Consider the following 15,817-nt stretch of genomic DNA (forward strand, 5'->3'; position numbering starts at 1 on the left):
GGGGGAGGGCACGGGCCGTGCCCTCCCCCGCCGTACCCTGAACCCGTGCCGCCCTCCCGCCTCCACCGTGTAGCCGTCCTCGTCCTCGAGGGCGCGAAGCCCCTCGACGTCGGAATCCCGGCGCAGGTGTTCACGACCCGCGCGAGCATGCCGTACGAGGTGCGGGTCTGCGGCGCGGCCCCGGGTCTCGTCACCGGCGGCGACGGCCTGTCGTACCACGTCACCCACGGGCTGGACGCGCTCGCGTGGGCCGACATCGTCTTCGTCCCCGGCTACCGCTTCCCCGACCGCGAGGACCCGCCGCGGGCGGTCATCGACGCGCTGATCGCCGCCCACGGCCGAGGGGCGCGGCTCGCCGCCATCTCGACGGGGGCGTTCGCGCTCGCCGCCACCGGGCTGCTCGACGGCAAGCGCGCCACGACCCACTGGCACTACGCGCGGGCCCTCGCCGCGAAACATCCGCTCATCCGGCTCGACGAGAACGTCCTGTTCGTCGACGAGGGCAGCGTGCTCACTTCGGCCGGCGCCGCCTCGGGCATCGACCTGTGCCTGCACATCCTGCGCCGCGACCTGGGTGTGGCCGCCTCCAACCACGCGGCCCGGCGTCTGGTGGCGGCCCCCTACCGCAGCGGCGGCCAGGCGCAGTACGTGCCGCGCAGCGTGCCCGAACCGCTCGGCGAGCGGTTCGCCGCCACCCGTGAGTGGGCGCTGCACCAGCTGGGCGAACCGCTCACTCTGGAGGCGCTGGCGCAGCACGCGGGGGTCTCGCCCCGGACCTTCTCGCGGCGCTTCGCCGAGGACACCGGGTACACGCCGATGCAGTGGGTCATGCGGGCCCGGATCGACGTGGCGCGTGAGCTGCTGGAGCGTTCCGAGCGCAGTGTCGAGCAGATCGCGGACGATGTCGGCCTCGGCACCGGCGCGAACCTCCGCCTGCACTTCCACCGCATCCTCGGCACCACCCCGACCGAGTACCGGCGTACCTTCACCCAGGGCGAGTAGCCCGGAAGCCGCCGCGTGGCGAGCATGGGGGCGTGGCGAGATCCTTACGAACCCTGGCGATCTCGCCGCTGTTGCGGAGGGTGACCGGCGGCGAACCTGATGGCGAACGAAAGGGACATCGTCATGACTCGCATTGCCATCAACGGATTCGGCCGCATCGGACGCAACGTGCTGCGTGCGCTCCTGGAGCGCGACACCGACCTCGAGGTCGTGGCCGTCAACGACCTGACGGAGCCCAAGACCCTCGCGCGGCTGCTCGCGTTCGACACCACGTCCGGCCGGCTCGGCCGCCCCGTGACCGTCGAGGGGAACGTGCTGGTCGTCGACGGACACCGGATCACGGTGCTGGCCGAGCGCGAGCCCGAGCAGCTGCCCTGGGCCGAGCTCGAGGTCGACCTCGTGCTGGAGGCGACCGGCCGCTTCACCTCGGCCGAGGCCGCCCGCGGCCACCTCAAGGCCGGTGCGCGCAAGGTGCTCGTCAGCGCTCCGTCCGACGGCGCCGACGTCACGCTCGCGTACGGTGTCAACACCGACGCCTACGACCCGGCCCTGCACACGATCGTCTCGAACGCGTCCTGCACCACCAACGCGCTCGCCCCGCTGGCCGCCGTGCTCGACGAGCTCGCGGGCATCGAGCACGGGTTCATGACCACCGTGCACGCCTACACGCAGGAGCAGAACCTCCAGGACGGCCCGCACCGCGACCCCCGCCGTGCCCGCGCCGCCGGCGTCAACATCGTGCCGACCTCGACCGGCGCCGCGAAGGCGATCGGCCTCGTCCTGCCGCAGCTCGACGGCAAGCTGTCGGGCGACTCGATCCGCGTGCCGGTCCCGGTGGGCTCGATCGTCGAGCTCAACACCACCGTCGCCCGCGACGTGACGCGCGAGGAGATCCTCGAGGCCTACCGCGCCGCCGCGCAGGGCCCGCTGGCCGGCGTGCTGGAGTACTCCGAGGACCCGCTCGTGTCCGCCGACATCACGGGCAACCCCGCCTCGTCGATCTTCGACTCCGAGCTCACCCGGGTCGACGGCCGCCACGTCAAGGTGGTCGCCTGGTACGACAACGAGTGGGGCTTCTCGAACCGCGTGATCGACACGCTCACGCTCCTCGCCGCGGGCTGACCCGACAGCGGCCCCCGGTGGGGCGGGCCAGGCGCCCGCGCGCAGCAGGTCCAGGTCATCGATTCCGGTGGCCGGATCTTCCCGGCCGCGCGCGGGCGCCTCGGCGTACCCGCCCGGCCGCGCCGGTGCTTCGTACTGCTGCGGCCCGCTCAGCGCATGCGCGGAAGGCGGAGGCTGAGCAGGACGGTCAGCGCGATCAGGCCGAGCTGGACGAGCAGGGTGGTGGACACCGCCGCGCGCAGGCCGGCCGTCGGGACCAGGGCCAGGAAGAGGCTGCCGAGCGTGGCGACGCCGAGCGCCAGGGCGGACTGCTGAGCAGTGATCATGACCCCGCCGCCCACCCCGGCCCGGTCGGCGGGGACGTCCGACAGCATCAGGCGCATCAGCACGGGCAGTTGGAGGCCCTGCCCCAGTCCCGCGAGGGCCACGCCCGGGGCGAGCACGGCCACGCCGAGGTCCGGCCAGCCGTGGCGGAGGGTGGCCAGCAGGAGGGCGATCCCGGCCGCCTGGAGGACGCCACCGGCGGTGACGATCCGGCTGCCGAAGCGGGAGACCAGGCGCGGCCCGGCCAGCGCGGCGGCGAAGAAGGCCACGGCCATCGGCACCAGCGCCAGGCCCGCCGCCACCGGGCCCATGCCCAGGCCCTGTTGGAGGGTCACGGCGAGGACGAACATGAAGCCGCTGAAGCCGATGGAGAACGGCAGCAGGAGCACGAGGCCGCGCCGCAGCGACTGCAGCCTCAGCAGGCTCGGCGGCACCAGCGGTGTGCGGCCCCTCCGGTCGGCCCGGCGCTCGGTGACGTAGAACGCCGTGGCCGCGATGGGGAACACGCCGAGCGAGACCCAGGTCCACAGCGGCCAGCCGGCGGCCCGCCCCTCGGTCAGCGGCAGCAGCAGCGAGACCAGCGACAGCGCGAGCAGCAGGGTTCCGGGCACGTCCACGGCCGCGGGCCGGCCGGCCCGCGTGTCGGGGACGGTGCGCACCGCGAGGACCAGCCCGAGAACCACCACGGGTACGTTGACCAGGAACACCGCACGCCAGCCGGTTCCGCCGAGGTCCGCGGCGACCAGCACGCCGCCCAGGATCTGCCCGGCGACCATCGACAGGCCCCCGGTGGCCCCGTACAGGCTCATGGCCCGGGCCCGGCGCGGTCCCTCGGTGGTGGCCTGGATGGTGGCGAGCACCTGCGGCAGCATGAGGGCGGAGGCCGCGCCCTGGGCGACCCGGGCGGCGACGAGGGTCCAGGCGTCGGGGGCGAGGCCGCAGGCGAGCGAGGTGACGCCGAAGGCGGCCATGCCGATGAGGAAGAGCCGGCGGCGGCCGAGGCTGTCGCCGACGCGCCCGCCGAGGACCAGCAGGACGGCGTAGGCGACGCCGTAGCCGCCGACGACGAGTTCCAGGAGGGCGGGGCCGGCGGCGAGGTCGTGCTCGATGGACGGCAGCGCGACGTTGACGATGAAGAAGTCGATCAGGGGCAGGGCCGCGCCCAGGAGCACGGTGAACAGGCCGGGGCCGCCCAGGTGGGGCGCGGCGGGCGCGGGGGTGCGGTGCACGGGGTCGGTGCGTGCGGGGTTGCTGCGTACGGGATTGCTGCGTACGGGGATCTGAGTCACCCTCCGACGATCACCCGGCCGTCAGACGGGTACCAGAGTGTCGTTATCCGGGTACCAGGACTACCTGGCAACAGGATGGGCGGTGCGGCAGGCTGGGAGCATGACCACTGTGGCCCCTGGAAGCGATGTCCGCCGGCACGAGCTGGCCGAGTTCCTGCGTACCCGCCGCGAGCGGATCACTCCCGAACAGGTGGGGCTGGTGCGCGGGCCGCGCCGGCGGACCCCGGGGCTGCGCCGCGAGGAGGTCGCGCACCTGTCGTCGGTGGGCGTGACCTGGTACACGTGGCTGGAGCAGGCGCGCGACATCCAGGTCTCGGCCCAGGTGCTGGACGCGGTCGCGCGGGCGCTGCTGCTCGACGTGAGCGAACGGGAGCACCTGTTCGCTCTGGCCGGGAGCCTGGACCCGGCGCCGCCTGCGGTCTGCCCCAGCGTGACGCCGGCCGTGCGGGCCATGCTCGACCAGTTGGGCCACATCCCGGCGTGCGTCCAGAACAGCCGGTACGACATCGTCGCCTACAACGCCACGTACGGGCAGCTGCTCGGCGATCTGGACGGCAAGCGGCGGGAGGACCGCAACTGCATGTGGCTCGCCTTCACCGACCCGCAGTGGCGGGAGTCGGTGGTCGACCTGCCGAGTACGCACCGGCTCATGGCGGCGAGGTTCCGGGCGGCGATGGCCGAGCACTTGGCGGAGCCCGCGTGGACGACGCTGCTGGCCCGGCTGGAGGGGGCGTCGGCGGAGTTCCGGGAGGTGTGGGCCCGCCATGAGGTGGTGGGCGGACAGCTCGCGAAGTCGAAGTACATCCGCAACGCCCACGTGGGCCTGCTGCACCTGGAGCACACCAACCTGTGGCTCGGACCGCGGACCGGGCCGAGGCTCGTGACGTACGTACCACTGGACCAGCAGACGCGGGAGCGCCTGGAGGAGCTGCAACGGCTGGCGGATCGCCGCGTCCGTCCGGATGCGCCGATGGCGGCGGCCGCCGTCTGACGCCGCGCGGCGCGCCGGGGCGCGGCCAGGCCGTCTCTTTCGGATCTTGCCGGTTGAGCCCGCGCCGTCCGGTGCCGTGCATTGCAAGGCGGAGGGGCTCCCGATTACTGGACGTCCTCGGGTGCCTCGACAACGCGGCAAGGTGCGGTGCCGGGCGGCGCGGGTCAGGCAAGATCCGGAAGAGACGGCCTACGCGCGGCGGGCCAGCAGGTGGGCGTCGAGGAAGCCCCGCTCGGAGGCCGGGTCGTGGAGCAGCCGGGCGAACACCGTGAGCCCGGCCCCGGCCAGCAACGTGGCGAACCGGTCCGCCGGCCAGCTGTAGGCGGGCGTCACCTTGTGGTCGAAGCGGACCGGCTCCGGTCCGTCGGTCGCGAAGAACGAGACCAGGAGCAGGCCCCCGCGAGTCAGGACGCGCGCCTGTTCGGCGAGCAGTGCCGGCAGTTCCCCGGGCGGCGTGTGGATCGTCGAGTAGTGGGCGAGCACGCCGCCGAGCGCACGGTCCTCGACCGGCAGGGCCTCCATCCGCGCCTCGTCGAACCGCAGCCCCGGATGGGCCCGCCGGGCGTGGTCGATCATGCCCGGGGAGAGGTCGAGGCCGAAGGCGTCCAGCCCGAGCTCGTTCAGCATGGCCGTCAGGTGCCCGGGGCCGCAGCCGGCGTCGGCGGTCCGCAGGTTCCCCGTGCCGCGCACCAGCTCGGCGAAGGTGGCGACCATGGCCCGCGCGAACGGCCGCGTCTCCAGCCGGTCGGCGAACATCGACGCGTAGAGCTCGACGACCCCGTCGTACGCCGCCCCGGTCCCGTCCTGGTGTTCCGTCACGGGGAAGAACCTAGGCGAAGAACCTAGGCGAAGAAACTAGGCGAAGGGGCCTTCGGCCGTGAAGCGGCGCAGGTGGCGGGCGAAGGTCTCGGCCTCGCCCGGGGGCCAGGAGGACAGGCTCGCCGTGATGTGGTCCGCCAGGCGCGCGCGCAGCTCCGCGACGACGAGCCGCCCCTCCTCGGTCAGGACGAGGAGGTGTGCGCGCCGGTCGGCGGGGTCCGGTTCGCGGCGGACGAGGCCCGCGGCCTCGAGCCGGGAGGCCCGGCGGGTCACGCCCGAGCGGTCGATCCCCACGTCGTGGGCCAGGTCCGCCGCGTTGCGGGGGCCGGTCCGGGCCAGGGCGCTGAGCACGGGGTAGGTCACGTCGTCGACGGCCTCGCCCATGCCCTCCGTGAGCCGCTGGTGCAGGTGCGCGCGGGTCGTGCGCCTGAGCAGGATGCCCAGCGCTTCCGCGATCTCGTATCCGGTCTCGTTGTCCACGACAGAAGAATAGCGTGCGCCGCGCACGCATTCCTGCTACGGTGAGCGAAGAGCGTGCGCCGCGCACGCATCTCGATCCGTTCCGCATCGAAAGGCAGTCCCATGACCCGCACCGGAATCACCGCCGCCCTCACCGACCTGCTCCTCAACCGCGACCTCACCGTCGAGGAAGCCGCCGACCTCCACTTCGCCCCGGAGTACCGCCAGCGCACGGACGGCGAGTGGGCGGACCGGGCCGGCTTCATCGAGCACATCACCCACCTGCGCACCGTCGTCGACCACGGCGTCGTCGAGGTCCACGAGGAGCTGTACGACGGCCTCAAGTACGCCGACCGGCACACCGTCCACGTCACGAAGACGGACGGCTCGACCGTGCGCACCGAGGTCTACCTGTTCGGCGAGTTCGCGCCCGACGGCCGCTTCAGCCGCATCGAGGAGACCACCCTGATGCTCGAGGGGTCCGAGTCCGACCGCGACCTCGGCAGCGCACGCTAGGAAGTGCCCCGGCCCCGGATCAGGGGCGGAAGCGCAGGGGGTGATCGGAGGGGACCTCCACCACGGCGATCCGGACGCCGTCGGGGTCGGCGATCCACATCTCGATGAGGCCCCAGGGTTCGCGCCGGGGAGGTCGCAGCACCTCGGCGCCCCGGTCGCGCAGTTCCTCGTACGCGGCCGTCACGTCCGCGACCTGGAGCCACAGCCCCAGGCCCGGCGCGGGCGGTTCCTCGGCACGACCGGACAGTTCGAGGAAGCCGCCGCCGAGGAAGTACACCGTGCCGCGGTCGGGGCCCGTGCCGAACTCGCGGTGGACGGCGAGCCCGAGGGTGTCGCCGTAGAAGGCGCGCGAGCGTTCGGGGTCCGTGGGGCGCAGCAGGACCCTGCTACCCAGTACGTGCACCATCGCGCCCGCCTTCCCTCACCCACGGTCCCGCCGCGGCCACCGCAGCGGCTTCCAGCGCCGGTGCCGCGAGCGGGTGTGCCGGTCGAGTTCCTCCAGCAGGCGCTGGGAGCGCTTGTCGACGCCCAGCTCGTCCAGGACCCGGTCGATCTCGGTGAGCAGCGCGCCGCTCAGCTGCCAGTGTGCCGGGTCCTCGCGGGCGGAGGCCAGCAGCAGGACCGCGAGTCGGTCGCGGTGGGCCCGGGCGACGGCCAGTTCGCCGGTCAGCCGGGCCTCCGCCTCCTCCGCGTTGGCGCTGACCTGCGCGGTGATCAGCTGGGCGAAGCTTTCCACCGCGATGGCCGTGTGGCGCAGTACCTGCCGCAGCGCGGTCGCGGTCCCGGGGTCGAAGAGCGGACCGTCGGGGCGGGCCCGGGCCAGGTCGGTCAGCGTCCGGCAGGCCACGCGGAGTACGACCGCGCAGATCTCCAGGGTGTCCAGGCCGGTACGCAGCACCAGCCTGAAGAGCAGCCCCTCCTTGACCCGCGGATTGAGCCGGAGGCTGTCCTCGGCCTGCCGGAGGGCGGCGTCGACCTGGGCGATGTCGTTGTCGAGGCGGCGTGCCTCGTGCAGCCGGGCCGCGGCCTGCTCGACCCTGGCCGGTCCGGCGGGTTCCTCGCCGAGGTGGTCGAGCAGCCGGCTCATGCGCCCGGCGAGGTCGGTGATCGCGGCGCCGGCCGTACCGACCCACAGGGGCGGTGCCAGGAGCAGGTTGACCAGCAGCCCGACCACCGCGCCGATGACCGTCTCCAGGACCCGGTCCCAGGCGGTGTCCGTGACCTGGGTGACGCCGAGGACGAGCATGGCGCTGATCGCGACCTCGGGCACGAACTCGTCCACGCGTACCAGGTGACCCACGACCAGCGAGGCGAGGATCAGCAGCCCGAGGCTCCACCAGGTCAGACCCACCAGCGCGCTGAAGCCGATCGCGATCAGCACCCCGACGACCACCGAGTTCACCCGGCGGATACTGGTGGTGAGGGTGGAGTACAAGGTGACCTGGACGACGAGCAGGGCGGTCAGCGGCGCGGTCAGTGGCAACGGCTCACTGCTCAGGCGGAGCGCGACGACATAGCTGATCACGGCGGCGGCGGTGGAACGCAGGGCCTGGACGGCGACCGGTTCACGGCGGCGTCGTGCGACACGGGTGGCGAAGCTGCTGATCGTTTCCGGCATGCGGGGCGCCTTCCCGCTGCTGGGCCGGATGACGCATGGCGTGGCCGCCCGGTCCCGGTCGGCCGAGGATGGTCCGTAGCGGGAGGACGACCCGGCCGTTCGCGGGCAGGCCGTGGGCGTCCGGGGCGGTCCCGGTCGATGGGATCCACGAGCGCGAGGGAGAGAACAGCCATGGAGGGTACGCAGGACAGGCGCGAGAAGTCGGGCGAGGGCCGCGCGGAACAGGCGCAGGAGCATCCCGGTCCGGACCCGGTGCACCCCGAGGCCAGCAAGCGGGTCGAGGGCAAGAGCCCGGAGGAACTGAGGCGGCGGCAGGAGCGCAAGTCGACCCGTACGGGCGACGACGACGCGGAGTAGTGGAGTAACGGCGCCGGTCCGGGCGGACCGGCCACGGGGCGGGGAGCGGCGGCGAGGTCCTACGGGCCCTCGTCGTAGGTCCCTGCCTCGATCTCCAGGGCGAGCTCCTGGAGGACCCCGATCGAGGAGATGTCCGTCCGCCCGCTGTCGTGCACCATCGCGAGGCTGGTGAACGCCAGGCTGAAGCCCGACACCATGGTGTGCAGGGCCGGCCCGAGCGCCTCCGCCACCAGGGCGGCCACCTCCTGCGGAGACGCGTCGGCCGGCACCCTGATCGACGGCAGCATCTCGTTCAGGAGCAGAGTGGCCACACCGGCGGTCGGCGGCGACCCGGCGCCCTCCTCCCCGGCCTCGCCGCCCCCGTCGCTCACCCCGGCTTCGGCGGCCCGGCGGATGTCCTGGGCGTCGGTGAGGATGGCGATCACTCGCTTGAGTACCTCTGCGCGTTCCATCTGCGGAGCGTAGCCCCGAGCCGCGGACCGGCGCCGGAGTTCACCCCACCGGGGTCTGCCCCGGCTCCGCCTCACGGGGGTTCAGACGGATCGGGGGCGGACGCATGACCGCGGCCGAGCCGGGCATGCGCGCCGTGACCACACGGATCGATGGAGGGAGCTGTCACTCATGCCCGAGAACGCCTGGGCCTACCACGGCACCGTTGACCGCATCACGGACGTGGACCTGTCCGGCTACAAGGTGGAGGCGGCCGACGGAAGCATCGGAAGGGTCGACGAGCACTCCGACGAGGCAGGATCGGCCTATCTGGTCGTGGACACCGGCCCGTGGATCTTCGGCAAGGAGGTCCTCCTCCCCGCGGGCACCGTCACCGGTATCGATGTGGAGGAGAAGCGGATCCGCGTCGGGCTGACCAGGGAACAGGTCAAGGACGCCCCGGAGTTCATCCGGGACCAGCACCTGGAGAGCACCGACTACCGGCAGTTGCTGGGCGGCTACTACGGCATGATTCCGCCGCGCTGGCTGTGATCCACGGCCGGAGGGTGTGCGGCGCCACCCGGACCGGGGCTCGGCACATACTGGACATATGACCAGGGCGACGACCGTCCGGAGGATCAGGCGGCAAGCAGGCGAGGCGGTCTTCCTGCGCGTCGCCGGGCCGGACGGGCCCCGGAACAGGGCGCGGATCCACACGACCCCCGGGCCCCGGTGGTTCGCACCGGAACGGCCGGTGCGGCGGGTCCACGGGGACGCGTCGATGTTCGTCGGCGGGCTGGCCGCCCTGCTGCTCCAGTCCCTGCACCCCCTCGCGATGGCCGCCGTGGCGGCCCACTCGGGGTACCGGGGCGACCCGTGGGGGCGGCTGCACCGCACGAGCACCTTCCTGGCCGTCACCACCTTCGGTACGAGCTCCGACGCCGAGGCGGCGGTGGCCCGCGTACGCGAGGTGCACGCGCGCGTCCGGGGGCGGACGGCCGACGGCGTCCCGTACCGGGCCGACGATCCTGAGCTGCTGACCTGGGTGCACATCGCCGAGGTGGACTGCTTCCTGCGGGCCCACCAGCTTTACGGCAGGGAGCCGTTGGACACCGCGGGCCGTGACGCGTACCTGGCCGACACGGCGCGCGTGGCCCGCGCGCTGGGGGCGGACCGGCCACCGGAGAACGCGCACGAACTGGCTCTGCGGATGGCACGGTACCGACCCGGCCTGCGGCCGACGGCGGCCTCCCGGGACACCGCCCGGTTCCTTCTGACGGATCCCCCGCTGCCGGGGGCGGCCCGGCTGCCGTACGCGCTGCTGGCGGCGGCGGCCGTGGACCTGCTGCCGCCCTGGGCCAAGTCGGCCGTGTCCGCCGAGGTGCCCGCGGCCGCACGGATCCCGCCCCTCGTCGCTCGCGCGGGCGGCCGGGCCGTCACCCGCGCGATCCGCTGGGCGCTGCCACCGGCTCCCCCGTCACCCCCGTCCGGGTGACCTCCGCGCGGACGATCGCCCGGGCCGCCCTCAGCCCGTACAGATTGTTCGTCGTTTACCGAAATCATGGGGCATCCTGGACGTATGAACGAGACGCATCCCGGACCGACGGCCACGGGCGGAGCGGCCCCTGCGGCCCTGCTGGCCACCTTCGCCGCAGCCCTGGCCGACGAGACGCGGGCCGCGATCTGCATGACGCTGCTGGAGGGGCGCGCCTGGACCGCGGGCGAGCTGGCCCGGATCACCGCGGTGGCGCCCTCCACCATCAGCGGCCATCTGGCCCGGCTGCTGGAAGCGGGCATCTGCGTGACCGAGCGGCAGGGCCGCCACAGTTACGTGCGCATCGCCGACGGCGCGACCGCCCGGCTGATCGACGAACTCGCCTCGCACGCCGTTCCGGACCGGGACGCGGCGCACGCCGTGCCCGTGGTCGCCGCGCCGGACCCCCTGGCTCGCGCCCGGACCTGCTACGACCACTTCGCCGGACGGCTCGGCATGGCGGTGACCGACGCGATGGAGCGGCGCGGGCTGCTGCGCACGCAGGACGCCTTCGAACTGACGGAGGCCGGCCGGGCCTGGTGCGCCGACGCGGGCATCAGCCTGGCCGGCGAGGGGCGCAGGCCGCTGGCGAGTTCCTGTCTCGACTGGACCGAACGGCGCCGCCACCTGGGTGGCCTCACCGGGGCGCGGCTGCGCGCGCGGGCGTTCGAGGAGGAGTGGGTGGTCCGCCCGGCGGGCGGCGGGCGGGCGCTGGAGGTGACCGATGCCGGGGAGCGGGCCTTCGGGGATCTGCTGGGGCTCGCACCGGAGGCGTGGAGCTGAGCCGCAGCTCCACACACGAAGGGACATTAATTCGGTCGACACCGAAATGTTTCGGTCATAGGGTGGGCGCATGACGTTCCGCTCGCGTTCGATCCCGCCCGGCGTCCTCACGGTCGGCGCCGTCACCTTCACGGTGTTCGCCTGGGCCTCCGCCTTCGTCTCCATCCGCAGTGCCGGGGCCGCGTACTCGCCCGGCGCCCTGGCTCTCGGCCGGCTGCTGGCCGCCTCGCTGGTACTCGTGGTGCTGCTCCTGATCAGCCGCCAGGGTCTGCCGCCGCGCGAGGCCTGGCGCGGGATCCTGGTGTCCGGCGTGGTGTGGTTCTGCGGCTACACGATCGTCCTGAACTGGGGTGAGCGGCTGGTCGACGCGGGCACGGCGTCGCTGCTCGTGAACACCGGGCCCATCCTCATGGCGCTCCTCGCGGCCCGCCTCCTCGGCGAGGCGCTGCCCCCGCGGCTCCTGGTGGGCATGGCCGTCTCCTTCGCCGGAGCGGTGGTCGTGGGCCTGTCCATGTCGTCCGGGAACGGCGGCTCCACCTCGGTGCTCGGGGTCGTGCTCTGCCTGCTCGCGGCGGTGGCCTACGCCTCCGGAGTCATCGCCCAGAAGCCCGCGCTCTCCTACGGCACTCCCCTTCAGGTGACCACCTTCGCCTGCCTGACGGGCACGCTGGCCTGCCTGCCCTTCACGGGCCGGCTCGTCGCGGAGCTGCCCGAGGCGCCGGTGTCCGCGACCCTGAACATGCTCTACCTGGGTGTGGTGCCGACCGCCCTCGCCTTCACCACGTGGACCTACGCCCTGGCCCGCATGCCCGCCGGCAAGCTGGGGGCGACCACGTACGCCGTACCGGCCATCGTCGTGCTGCTGAGCTGGGCCCTCCTGGGTGAGGTGCCTGCCTGGCTGACCCTCCTCGGCGGCGTGCTCTGTCTGGCCGGTGTGGCCGTCTCCCGGTACGTGCCCCGCGCCTCGCGGACTCCCGTCGAGGACAGCCCGCTCGGTGCGGGCCGGACCTGACCCGTCCCTGCCCCCTCCGCCTTCCTCTCCTTCGAATCCCCCGAACTCCTTGAAAGGCACCCTTCATGAGGATCCTCACGGTCGGCGCCGGCGCCGTCGGCGGCTTCTTCGGCGCCCGGCTCGCCACAGCGGGCCAGGACGTCTCCTTCCTGGTCCGGCCGGGCCGCGCGAAGGCCCTGGAAGCTCGCGGCCTGCGCGTGTCGGGTCAGGGGGAGCAACTGCACCTCACGCCAGACCTGGTGACGGCCGACGCCGTGGGCGGACCGTACGATCTGGTCCTGCTCTCGGTGAAGGCGACCGCCCTGCACACGGCGCTGGCCGACATCGAACCCGCCGTCGGCCCGGACACCGCCGTCGTGCCCCTGCTCAACGGGGTCGCCCACCTCGACACGCTCGTCGCGCGCCTGGGAGCCGGAGCGGTCCTGGGCGGCGTCGCGAAGGTCGTCACCACCTTGAACGACGACGGTGACATCCTCCGCATGGCTCCGCCCGCGGTCATCCTGACCGGCGAGCTCGACGCACGCCCGTCGGCCCGGGTGGACGCGATCCGCGGCGTGCTGGCCGAAGCCGGCATCGACTCACCGGCGACCGGGGACATCGTCGAGGCCATGTGGCACAAGTGGGTCTTCATCTCCACGCTCGTCGCCCTGACCTGCCTGATGCGCGGCACGGTCGGAGAGGTGAACGCCGTTCCGGGCGGGGCGGACCTGGCCGCGGCACTGGTCTCCGAAACCGCCGCGGTGGCCAGGGCCGCGGGCCACCCGATGACCGAGGCGGAGCTCGCCTTCACCACGTCGACCGTCACGAGCCCCGGCTCCCCGCTCACCCCGTCCCTGTACCGCGACCTCGTCGCCGGGGCGCCGACGGAGGCCGACCACGTCCTGACGGACCTCACCCTCCGCGCCCGCGCGCTGGGCGTGGCCACTCCCCTGCTGGACCTCGCCGCCCTCCAGCTGAGCGTCCACGAGCACCGGCTCGCCGCGGGGCGCCCCTGAACCCCGCGGACCCGCCGTACGCGCTCACCCGGATGCCCCGCCCATTGGGCATCCGGGCCGCCGGGCCTTTGACTGGGAGGTCCGGAGGTCCGGAACACCCGTGGAGGCTGGAGGCATGGTGGCGGCGGTCGCGTGGATGCGTGGTGCGGCAGGTGCGGTGGTGCTGTCGGTGGTGGCGCTCGGCGCCGCGGGCTGTTCGGACGGTGACGGCAACCCGTCCGGCGCCGTGTCGAGCGCCGCGTCGGCGGTGAAGTCAGCCGGTGAGGCGGTCTCGTCGGCCGCCGCCGAGGCCTCGAAGGCCGCCGAATCGGCGGCCGCCGTCGCGAAGGAGAAGCTCGCCGGGGTGAAGGACGGGGTCGATGCCAAGGACGAGGTGACCCTGGGCGCGGTGACCACCGACGGCGACGGCTACACGACGGTCCCCGTGACGGCACGGAACACAGACGACACGACGAAGTCCTTCGCGGTGCAGGTCGAGTTCAAGGACGAGAGCGGCAATCTCGTCGACACCGTGGTCGTGACGGTCAAGGACGTCGCGGGGAAGGGCACCGGGCAGGGAACGGCCCGCAGTACGCACAAACTGTCGGGCACGGTCAAGGCCGAGACCGGTTCGGCCCTGCGCTACTGAGCCGGAGCCGGACCCGGCCGCACACTTGCAGGATCAGCAGTTGTCGCCCACCGCGTCGATCTTCGAGCCGAAGCGACCGCTGTAGTTGCTCGCGTAGTCGCCGCTGCGGACCGGCCGGCACTCCTTGCCGGTCGCCCAGTCGATGAAGGCGCCGCTCCTGTTGGCCCTGAACGACCCGACATGGTTGACGAACCTGCTGGGGAGGTCCACGTAGCCGCCGCGCCAGACGTAGAGATCCCCGGTCCCGTCCTGGTACCGCCACAGACAGATCGCGTTGGCGGGGCACGTGGGCAGGGCCTGAGCGGGTGGAATGGAAGTGAGCGAGACCAGCGCCGCCGCGCCGGCGACCAACAGGGTGCGTAAGTGACGTGTCCTCATGCGGTCCTCCTGCTCGTACGATTCGTCCCCCATCGTCCTCCCCCGGGCCCCGGCACGCGCGGCAACGACGTGATTCGCCGAGCCTCTTCACCACATCTCCCCGATCGGTGGGGTGATACCGGCGACCACGGGGCTCAGCCGGCTCCGTGCCCCCGGATGGCCCATCGCCGTTACCTCGGTCGGCGCCCCGGGGAGGTATACCTCCCTCGGGGGTGACCCGACGCCTGTGAAGGGAGTGGGTTGGGTTGGAACGGACCACCTGCTGTGTGGTGGGAGGAGGGCCCGCCGGGATGGTGCTGGCCCTGTTGCTGGCCCGGGCCGGGGTGGAGGTGACCGTGCTGGAGAAGCACGGCGACTTCCTGCGCGACTTCCGCGGCGACACCGTGCACCCGTCCACCCTGTCGCTGCTGGACGACATCGGCCTGGCGGAACGCTTCGCCCGGCTGCCGCAGCGACGGGTCAGCACGGTGCAACTGCCCATCGCGCCCGACCGGTCCCTCGTCACGGTCGGGGACATAGGGGCGCTGCGCGGGAAGTACAACTACATCGCGATGGTGCCGCAGTGGGACCTGCTCGACCTGCTCGCCGACGAAGCCGGCCGGGAGCCCTCCTTCCACCTGCGCATGAACACCGAGGCGACGTCCTTCCTGATCGAGGGCGGCAGGGTCACGGGCGTGCGGTACCGCACCTCCGACGGCGGCACGGGTGAGCTCAGGGCCTCGCTGACGGTGGCCTGCGACGGACGCGGCTCGCTGGCCAGAGCCCTGCCCGAACTGGGGCTGGAGGACTTCCCGTGCCCCCTGGACGCCTGGTGGTTCCGGGTGCCGCGCCGCGAGGAGGACCCCAGCGGGCTCGTCGGCGGCCTCGGCGACAGGCTGTTCGTCGCCCTCATCGACCGCGGCGACTACTGGCAGTGTGCGGCACTCATCCCCAAGGGGTCCGACGCCGTGCGCCGCGCCGAGGGACTGGAGTCGTTCATGGCGCAGTTCGCGGAGGCCGTCCCCTGGCTGGCCGACCGGGCCGGCGCCGTCACCTCCTGGGACGAGGTCAAGCTGCTCGACGTACGGCTCGACCGGCTGCGCCGCTGGCACCGCCCCGGGCTGCTGTGCATCGGCGACGCCGCCCATGCCATGTCGCCGGTGTTCGGCATCGGCATCAACCTCGCCGTGCAGGACGCGGTGGCCGCTGCCCGTCACCTGGTGGGCCCGTTGCGCGAGGGCACCGTAGGACTGCGGGACGTACGCCGCGTACAGTTCCGGCGCCTGCCCACCACCGTGGCGACCCAGGGGCTCCAACGCCTCGCGCACGCCAAGGTCGTCGGGCCGCTGCTGGCCGGCCGTGCCGCGTTCGGGAATCCCGGGCGGACGAAGCGGCTGACCGAGCTCCTCACCGGCTCGCGCCGGCTGAACCGGCTGCCGGCCTACTTCCTCGCCTACGGGGCCCTGCGCGAACGGCCACCGCGGGAGTCACTGCGCTGACCGCAGCCCACCGGAGGCCGAGAAACGACGGATCGGGATGGTCAGGTGGACAACCTCACACTCCACAGCGAGGACGACATGCT

At 73.1% G+C, this 15,817-nt stretch carries 19 protein-coding genes; 12 read left to right on the top strand and 7 right to left on the bottom strand.

All coding sequences use genetic code 11. The features are described 5' to 3' along the window. Positions 1–45 precede the first annotated feature (45 nt). Complete coding sequence (locus ACXNSR_RS01080; protein ID WP_189743517.1) at positions 46–1,002, top strand: GlxA family transcriptional regulator; 957 nt, start codon at positions 46–48, stop codon at positions 1,000–1,002. A 123-nt stretch (positions 1,003–1,125) separates the two neighbouring features. Further along, on the top strand, positions 1,126–2,124 hold the full coding sequence (gene gap / locus ACXNSR_RS01085; RefSeq protein WP_458640231.1) for a type I glyceraldehyde-3-phosphate dehydrogenase: 999 nt from the start codon (positions 1,126–1,128) through the stop codon (positions 2,122–2,124). Positions 2,125–2,273: 149 nt separating this feature from the next. Here gap and ACXNSR_RS01090 read toward each other — a convergent pair whose 3' ends face one another. Further along, the gene (locus tag ACXNSR_RS01090) at positions 2,274–3,677 is read right to left on the bottom strand and encodes an MFS transporter (RefSeq protein WP_458643522.1); all 1,404 of its coding nucleotides are present in this window, start codon (positions 3,675–3,677) and stop codon (positions 2,274–2,276) included. Positions 3,678–3,837: 160 nt separating this feature from the next. On the opposite strand from ACXNSR_RS01090, the gene ACXNSR_RS01095 reads away from it, so the two are divergent. Continuing rightward, positions 3,838–4,728 (top strand): helix-turn-helix transcriptional regulator, encoded by an 891-nt coding sequence (locus ACXNSR_RS01095; RefSeq protein WP_458640232.1) that lies wholly within the window; start codon positions 3,838–3,840, stop codon positions 4,726–4,728. Between the two features lie 189 nt (positions 4,729–4,917). Here ACXNSR_RS01095 and ACXNSR_RS01100 read toward each other — a convergent pair whose 3' ends face one another. Together ACXNSR_RS01100 and ACXNSR_RS01105 are read right to left on the bottom strand one after the other, a co-directional pair. Continuing rightward, entirely contained in the window at positions 4,918–5,547 is a 630-nt protein-coding gene (locus ACXNSR_RS01100; RefSeq protein WP_458640233.1) for a class I SAM-dependent methyltransferase, read from the bottom strand. Positions 5,548–5,583: 36 nt separating this feature from the next. Continuing rightward, entirely contained in the window at positions 5,584–6,027 is a 444-nt protein-coding gene (locus tag ACXNSR_RS01105) for a MarR family winged helix-turn-helix transcriptional regulator (protein WP_458640234.1), read from the bottom strand. 102 nt (positions 6,028–6,129) lie between these two features. Between ACXNSR_RS01105 and ACXNSR_RS01110 the strand changes: the two genes are divergently transcribed. After that, positions 6,130–6,522, top strand: a complete 393-nt coding sequence (locus ACXNSR_RS01110) for a nuclear transport factor 2 family protein (RefSeq protein ID WP_458640235.1) — start codon at positions 6,130–6,132, stop codon at positions 6,520–6,522. A gap of 19 nt (positions 6,523–6,541) precedes the next feature. Here ACXNSR_RS01110 and ACXNSR_RS01115 read toward each other — a convergent pair whose 3' ends face one another. Together ACXNSR_RS01115 and ACXNSR_RS01120 are read right to left on the bottom strand one after the other, a co-directional pair. Next, positions 6,542–6,928 (bottom strand): VOC family protein, encoded by a 387-nt coding sequence (locus ACXNSR_RS01115; RefSeq protein ID WP_458640236.1) that lies wholly within the window; start codon positions 6,926–6,928, stop codon positions 6,542–6,544. 15 nt (positions 6,929–6,943) lie between these two features. After that, on the bottom strand, positions 6,944–8,140 hold the full coding sequence (locus ACXNSR_RS01120; RefSeq protein ID WP_458640237.1) for an FUSC family protein: 1,197 nt from the start codon (positions 8,138–8,140) through the stop codon (positions 6,944–6,946). Between the two features lie 171 nt (positions 8,141–8,311). On the opposite strand from ACXNSR_RS01120, the gene ACXNSR_RS01125 reads away from it, so the two are divergent. Further along, positions 8,312–8,497 (top strand): hypothetical protein, encoded by a 186-nt coding sequence (locus ACXNSR_RS01125; RefSeq protein ID WP_458640238.1) that lies wholly within the window; start codon positions 8,312–8,314, stop codon positions 8,495–8,497. Positions 8,498–8,556: 59 nt separating this feature from the next. Here ACXNSR_RS01125 and ACXNSR_RS01130 read toward each other — a convergent pair whose 3' ends face one another. After that, positions 8,557–8,949, bottom strand: a complete 393-nt coding sequence (locus ACXNSR_RS01130; RefSeq protein WP_458640239.1) for a hypothetical protein — start codon at positions 8,947–8,949, stop codon at positions 8,557–8,559. Between the two features lie 169 nt (positions 8,950–9,118). Between ACXNSR_RS01130 and ACXNSR_RS01135 the strand changes: the two genes are divergently transcribed. From ACXNSR_RS01135 to ACXNSR_RS01160, 6 genes are all read left to right on the top strand, one after another. After that, complete coding sequence (locus ACXNSR_RS01135) at positions 9,119–9,478, top strand: PRC-barrel domain-containing protein (protein WP_458640240.1); 360 nt, start codon at positions 9,119–9,121, stop codon at positions 9,476–9,478. A 58-nt stretch (positions 9,479–9,536) separates the two neighbouring features. After that, positions 9,537–10,421, top strand: coding sequence for an oxygenase MpaB family protein (locus ACXNSR_RS01140; protein WP_458640241.1), 885 nt, complete (start codon positions 9,537–9,539; stop codon positions 10,419–10,421). An 84-nt stretch (positions 10,422–10,505) separates the two neighbouring features. Then, the gene (locus ACXNSR_RS01145; RefSeq protein WP_458640242.1) at positions 10,506–11,243 is read left to right on the top strand and encodes an ArsR/SmtB family transcription factor; all 738 of its coding nucleotides are present in this window, start codon (positions 10,506–10,508) and stop codon (positions 11,241–11,243) included. 70 nt (positions 11,244–11,313) lie between these two features. Beyond that, complete coding sequence (locus tag ACXNSR_RS01150) at positions 11,314–12,255, top strand: DMT family transporter (protein WP_458640243.1); 942 nt, start codon at positions 11,314–11,316, stop codon at positions 12,253–12,255. A gap of 65 nt (positions 12,256–12,320) precedes the next feature. Then, positions 12,321–13,250 carry a 2-dehydropantoate 2-reductase gene (locus tag ACXNSR_RS01155; protein WP_458640244.1) on the top strand — a complete coding sequence of 310 codons (930 nt, stop codon included), beginning with the start codon at positions 12,321–12,323 and terminating at the stop codon, positions 13,248–13,250. Between the two features lie 115 nt (positions 13,251–13,365). Further along, the gene (locus ACXNSR_RS01160) at positions 13,366–13,878 is read left to right on the top strand and encodes a hypothetical protein (RefSeq protein WP_458640245.1); all 513 of its coding nucleotides are present in this window, start codon (positions 13,366–13,368) and stop codon (positions 13,876–13,878) included. Between the two features lie 33 nt (positions 13,879–13,911). Here the strand turns inward: ACXNSR_RS01160 and ACXNSR_RS01165 are convergent, their stop codons facing one another. Further along, positions 13,912–14,256 carry a peptidase inhibitor family I36 protein gene (locus ACXNSR_RS01165; RefSeq protein WP_458640246.1) on the bottom strand — a complete coding sequence of 115 codons (345 nt, stop codon included), beginning with the start codon at positions 14,254–14,256 and terminating at the stop codon, positions 13,912–13,914. Between the two features lie 245 nt (positions 14,257–14,501). On the opposite strand from ACXNSR_RS01165, the gene ACXNSR_RS01170 reads away from it, so the two are divergent. After that, positions 14,502–15,734 (top strand): FAD-dependent oxidoreductase, encoded by a 1,233-nt coding sequence (locus tag ACXNSR_RS01170; protein ID WP_458640247.1) that lies wholly within the window; start codon positions 14,502–14,504, stop codon positions 15,732–15,734. Positions 15,735–15,817: the final 83 nt, after the last annotated feature.

The organism is Streptomyces sp. NC-S4 (assembly GCF_054353315.1).

Excerpts from the sequence above, each read along its gene's own strand:
- ACXNSR_RS01125 (WP_458640238.1), top strand. The coding sequence starts at position 8,312 with ATGGAGGGTACGCAGGACAGGCGCGAGAAGTCGGGCGAGGGCCGCGCG.
- ACXNSR_RS01120 (WP_458640237.1), bottom strand. The coding sequence starts at position 8,140 with ATGCCGGAAACGATCAGCAGCTTCGCCACCCGTGTCGCACGACGCCGC.
- ACXNSR_RS01135 (WP_458640240.1), top strand. The coding sequence starts at position 9,119 with ATGCCCGAGAACGCCTGGGCCTACCACGGCACCGTTGACCGCATCACG.
- ACXNSR_RS01145 (WP_458640242.1), top strand. The coding sequence starts at position 10,506 with ATGAACGAGACGCATCCCGGACCGACGGCCACGGGCGGAGCGGCCCCT.
- gap (WP_458640231.1), top strand. The coding sequence starts at position 1,126 with ATGACTCGCATTGCCATCAACGGATTCGGCCGCATCGGACGCAACGTG.
- ACXNSR_RS01130 (WP_458640239.1), bottom strand. The coding sequence starts at position 8,949 with ATGGAACGCGCAGAGGTACTCAAGCGAGTGATCGCCATCCTCACCGAC.
- ACXNSR_RS01165 (WP_458640246.1), bottom strand. The coding sequence starts at position 14,256 with ATGAGGACACGTCACTTACGCACCCTGTTGGTCGCCGGCGCGGCGGCG.
- ACXNSR_RS01095 (WP_458640232.1), top strand. The coding sequence starts at position 3,838 with ATGACCACTGTGGCCCCTGGAAGCGATGTCCGCCGGCACGAGCTGGCC.
- ACXNSR_RS01160 (WP_458640245.1), top strand. The coding sequence starts at position 13,366 with ATGGTGGCGGCGGTCGCGTGGATGCGTGGTGCGGCAGGTGCGGTGGTG.
- ACXNSR_RS01115 (WP_458640236.1), bottom strand. The coding sequence starts at position 6,928 with ATGGTGCACGTACTGGGTAGCAGGGTCCTGCTGCGCCCCACGGACCCC.
- ACXNSR_RS01155 (WP_458640244.1), top strand. The coding sequence starts at position 12,321 with ATGAGGATCCTCACGGTCGGCGCCGGCGCCGTCGGCGGCTTCTTCGGC.
- ACXNSR_RS01140 (WP_458640241.1), top strand. The coding sequence starts at position 9,537 with ATGACCAGGGCGACGACCGTCCGGAGGATCAGGCGGCAAGCAGGCGAG.
- ACXNSR_RS01110 (WP_458640235.1), top strand. The coding sequence starts at position 6,130 with ATGACCCGCACCGGAATCACCGCCGCCCTCACCGACCTGCTCCTCAAC.
- ACXNSR_RS01150 (WP_458640243.1), top strand. The coding sequence starts at position 11,314 with ATGACGTTCCGCTCGCGTTCGATCCCGCCCGGCGTCCTCACGGTCGGC.